At 42.6% G+C, this 4,399-nt stretch carries 3 protein-coding genes; all 3 read right to left on the minus strand.

All coding sequences use genetic code 11. The annotated features are described in order from the left end of the window. Nucleotides 1-1,807, minus strand: a 1,807-nt coding sequence (locus AC6F75_RS12735; protein WP_500715471.1) for a GEVED domain-containing protein, incomplete at its 3' end; no start/stop codon positions are given. 323 nt (nt 1,808-2,130) lie between these two features. Beyond that, on the minus strand, nt 2,131-2,340 hold the full coding sequence (locus tag AC6F75_RS12740; RefSeq protein WP_500715472.1) for a hypothetical protein: 210 nt from the start codon (nt 2,338-2,340) through the stop codon (nt 2,131-2,133). Nucleotides 2,341-2,352: 12 nt separating this feature from the next. Beyond that, nucleotides 2,353-4,399: T9SS type A sorting domain-containing protein (locus AC6F75_RS12745; RefSeq protein ID WP_500715473.1), on the minus strand; the 2,047-nt coding region annotated here is incomplete at its 5' end.

The raw sequence follows: 4,399 nt of genomic DNA on the forward strand, positions 1-4,399 counted from the left end.
TATAGTCTTCCACTTCTCCAATACCGCTATAACCACAGGGAGTATCGACCACCGGTGTTGTAAAAGTGCTGTAGGTGCGAATACGCATGCGTTTATCACCTGTTGCTACCCCAAGCGGGGCTGTAATTGCAACACTATGCAGTGGAGAGCCTGTGCCCGAATCGTAAACCAACTCATTAACAGGATCAAAAATCTTGTCGTCATTCCAGTCAATCCATACCTTAACCGGTCTTGTACTTGCTGAATTGAATACACTTATGTCAAGCGTTTGTGTATCTCCGGGATACATGCAGGTTGCTAGGGCCGTAAAATCACCATACCTAGCAGAGCTACCTCCTGAAGTATTATTGATATCGCCCATTGTCACGTTGTTGATATACAATGCTGTATAGGCAAACAAAGGCGCATTTCCTGCACCGCAATACTCAATCGTTTCTTTGTAACGTGCTACATAATGCTTGACTTCTCTTAATGTACGTGCATTGTCGGCTAAAGTGGGATGACCCACCGGATTACCGTTATGTGAATAAGTAGGGTCAGAATAATAAGGTAAATTAATAGTATAATTACCATCAGGATATAATGAACCGCTGGGGTAAGACATCAAGTCCCCGTAATAAGACCCATTTGTGTCCTGCCAGCGCCAACCGGCAGACCAGGTATTTGCCGACCAGTTTTCCCAGTTGGTAGGGCCCGGGGCTGAGGATTGATATAAGTTGTGATCGGCCCCCATGTTATGACCAATCTCGTGTGCAAAGACGATGCTATTTGTTGCTACATTTACTTTGGTTACTGAAAATGCAGCCCTGTTGTTCCCATACTTTGTATCAAGTAAATTGGCGATACCACCAATTCCGTCTGAAAAAACAGTTAGCATTGCTACCAGATCTGCATTGTGAGTCCTGCGCAAAATATGCACATCATCTAAAATGCCATTCCCGTCTGTCAACAGGTTTACCCAGTCAGTTCCTGTTCCCTGTTCTGTGTAACTGACCAATCCTGAATAGGCCAGTTGAAAATTAATACCGAGATTGTTGTTAATCGATGTATTATTTAAATTGGACATCGTTGTAGCTATTGTATTATTTATATTTCCAGAAGAACTTGAATTCGCCCAATTCTCAGCAGCCGGTGTATAAACGATCATAATGCGTATAGTTGCCGGGTCATTGATATCAGGCATGGTGTGACAACCTGTATTCAAAGTTTCCAGACCGGTGCCATTAATGGGAACACCGGGTGTGGGTGAGATGCCTTCAGGGGCTTCTGGGCTTAATCCTTTTCCCTCTCCTTCTCCTTTCATGATTTCCACATCGTCCAAACCGCATTTCAGGTTTTGAAACTCGGTTTCATCCAGTTGGAACATATAGGCCTGTGTCTGGTTAATTCCTGAACGCGAACTGTATTTCTCATTTTCTTCCGGAACATCTACAGTCACCAGATAGGAATCCGGTGAGAGTGCTATATAAGCATAGGCATACTGATAGGCATTCAGTTTAAGTGTAACAGCTGTGACCCCGTTAATATCTGTGTACTTACGTAAAACAGTTGCAGGGTGTGTCACATCATTAAACAACTGCAGCACAATCTGATCGCCGGCCTGCAGGTTTTGATGGTTCCTTATTTGCGGATTAAGCCGGAATGGCCTTGCTCGTTTGGCAGATTCAAAAAAAGAATCAGTGGTACGTTGTTGCTCGTTCAATTCCTGGGTTTGAACAAACCCGGTGTCATTTAAATTGATTGCTGTTTGTGAATTCCCTGAAGCGTAAAAAGTTAAAAGGAAGACAATAAGGTAAAAGTGTCTCATGATTGGTTAGTTATTAGTGGTAATGGTTAAATGCTTTCAAGTTATTTTACTGTTTATAAAAACAAAAAATAAACAACCAGACAGAAAAGCTGCTGGTTTTTAATCTGGGGAAGACAAAGTTTTTTAACCTTTTTAAAAAAAGGGGTATCACAAATATATAAAATACACAATTAATATTCACAATTTTTTAACATAAAAAAATTTATTAGTGTTTTGTTCCTGTTGGAACTCCTTATTTTTATGAAATCCATAGTTAAAATTTAAAATAAAAAACCCGCTCCTTCCTTGAGGAAAAAGCGGACTTTTCAACTTAAATAAAAAAATTACTTCTTAGCTTTCAGCTTTCTGATGCCATACCAGGCACCGGCTGCTATGCCCAGACCAATGAGCGCATCTATGGGTGCTGCGGGTATTTCATCGTCTACGTCGTCATCAAAGGCTATCTGTGCCTGTACCGGTTGAGCAGCCAGTGCAAAAATAAACAGGGCGACTGCAAAAACGATTTTAGTTGTGAGGTTTTTAAATTTTTTCATTGCAGTGGGTTTTTATTTTTTAATCAATTTTGCAATAAATTGTCCGCCGTTGTTATCACTGAGTTTTAGTATATAAACCCCGTTTGATAAACCTGTTGCGTCTATGGTCAAAATTCCGTTTGTATCTACGGTATGTGCATTGTTATACACCAATTGCCCTAAAATTCCGGTGATGCTTAACTGTACTTGCTGTCCGGCAATTCCCCTGGTTGCGATATTGATTTCGCCTTGAGCGGGATTGGGAAACAATACAAAACCGTCGCCAAAACTCACCTCGTTGACACTCAACAATTCTTCAAACACAATTTCAAAACGGTCTTCAGCAATACTCAACGGATTGGTATCATCTACCTGAAATGCATAGATGCTAATGTCGTTGTTGGTCAACTCGGTTGAAGTACCCGTAAAATGATCGACAAGCAAAGTAACTATATCGTTCACTTCGCTCAGGTGTGCTTCAAACACATAATCGGTAGTGCGGTACTGATTGGCAAACAATGGAATGCTTTCACCAATTAGCGGCAATGCCCTGCTTTCAATACTTAACAAACTTCCGCTATTATCTGTTGCCAGGTTTTCATCGAGGTTGTAGTACTTGAGTGCGTCCAGCGGGTCAATTCCGTTGGAATAGTTATCGTCAAATTTAATTCTCACAGCATCAGAAGCACTTTCGCTTTGCGCGAAAGCCGAAGCCGTATACAATCTTAAATCGATTTTTGAGTCCACGCTATAGACCTGAGTCTGTGGCTGGGTCACCGCTTTATGGCTTTCTTCAAAAGTAAGTGATGCCGGATCGTTGGCCAGAGTGGTTACAAAAGCAGCCTGACCGGGTTGCAGGTACTCATTTCCGGCTGAACCGCCTGAATTTGTTCCTGAAGGTAAATCGATGGTGACATAAGCACCGCGTGTTCCCATATTGGGGTCCCAGATGTAGTAACTGTTGGGGTTGACATTAGTGGCTGTGCCCAGTACTGCATTCATATCTACAGAAGCTGGATACGGATTTCCAAAGAAATTAAAAGCCCCGGCATTTTCATTAAAATCTGTAGTAGCAAATTGTCCTGTATGCAGGTTTCCTGTGGTGCGCAACACAGTGTTAGTGGGTGTGGCACCGTTGTCAGTTACATCTATACTGCGGTCGCCACGCACCATTAAACGGTAAGGTTTACCGGCACTAATGGTGTTTATGTCTGTATTGTCAACATCTTCCCAAAGTTGTGTGGCATTGTTGAGCGTAAACAGTGATGGGTTGCCCGAAGGTGTGGCATCAAAACCATTGGCTCCGGTCATTGAGCCGGTGATGTGTGTACCAAAACCGGGATTGGGATCAAGGTTGGTCACAAGGTCAGGATTGTTCACTCCCTCCTGCCAGTTGGCATTGATGGTGCCCGAAGTGGACACTGACGAACTCAACAAACGGAAAGCACGGCGTGCAGGGATAAAGCGTTGAACAGTGACTTCACCGCTTACCATTCCTGTAAACGTATCTAGCTGTCCTGTGGTGGACGCATTGCTGATAAACACCAATTCGCCGTTGTTTGTGATGTTGCCATTGGCTGTTAAAGCAGCGGCGATTTCCAGCGAAGCTCCTTCGTTGATGGTAAGTGAGTTTATGGAAGTATTTGCAGCCAACGAAGTGGCACCATTCACCACCAATACATCTTCAGCAGGGATAGTTAAACCATCAGGATTGGCGGGAAACCAGACAGCATCCATATAGAAATAGCCTTCAAAAAAGTCCATATCCAAATCGCGGAAACGAATGGAACCGGTTCCGTCTGTCATTTCAAATTTAATACGACCTTGACTTCCGTTTAATGCAGAAACATCAATGTATTGTAAAAATGAAATATATGTCGTTCCATGATCTGCAGGATAAGAATCTAAGGCCGAATAATTTAAACCATTGTCATCAGAAACAAAAACAGTCAATTCTCTTCCGCTACCGGAACCAAATGAGGCCAAATCAAAGGAAGTAATAATAAGGTCATAGTCACCAAAATCAATGGCAGGTGACACTATAGAACCACCGTTTGGAATTCCGACATAACCCCCTGCA

The sequence above is a fragment of the Planktosalinus sp. genome (assembly GCF_059864935.1).

What these genes read in the sequence shown, in the direction of transcription:
- AC6F75_RS12740 (WP_500715472.1), bottom strand. Translation starts at nt 2,340, where the DNA reads ATGAAAAAATTTAAAAACCTCACAACTAAAATCGTTTTTGCAGTCGCC.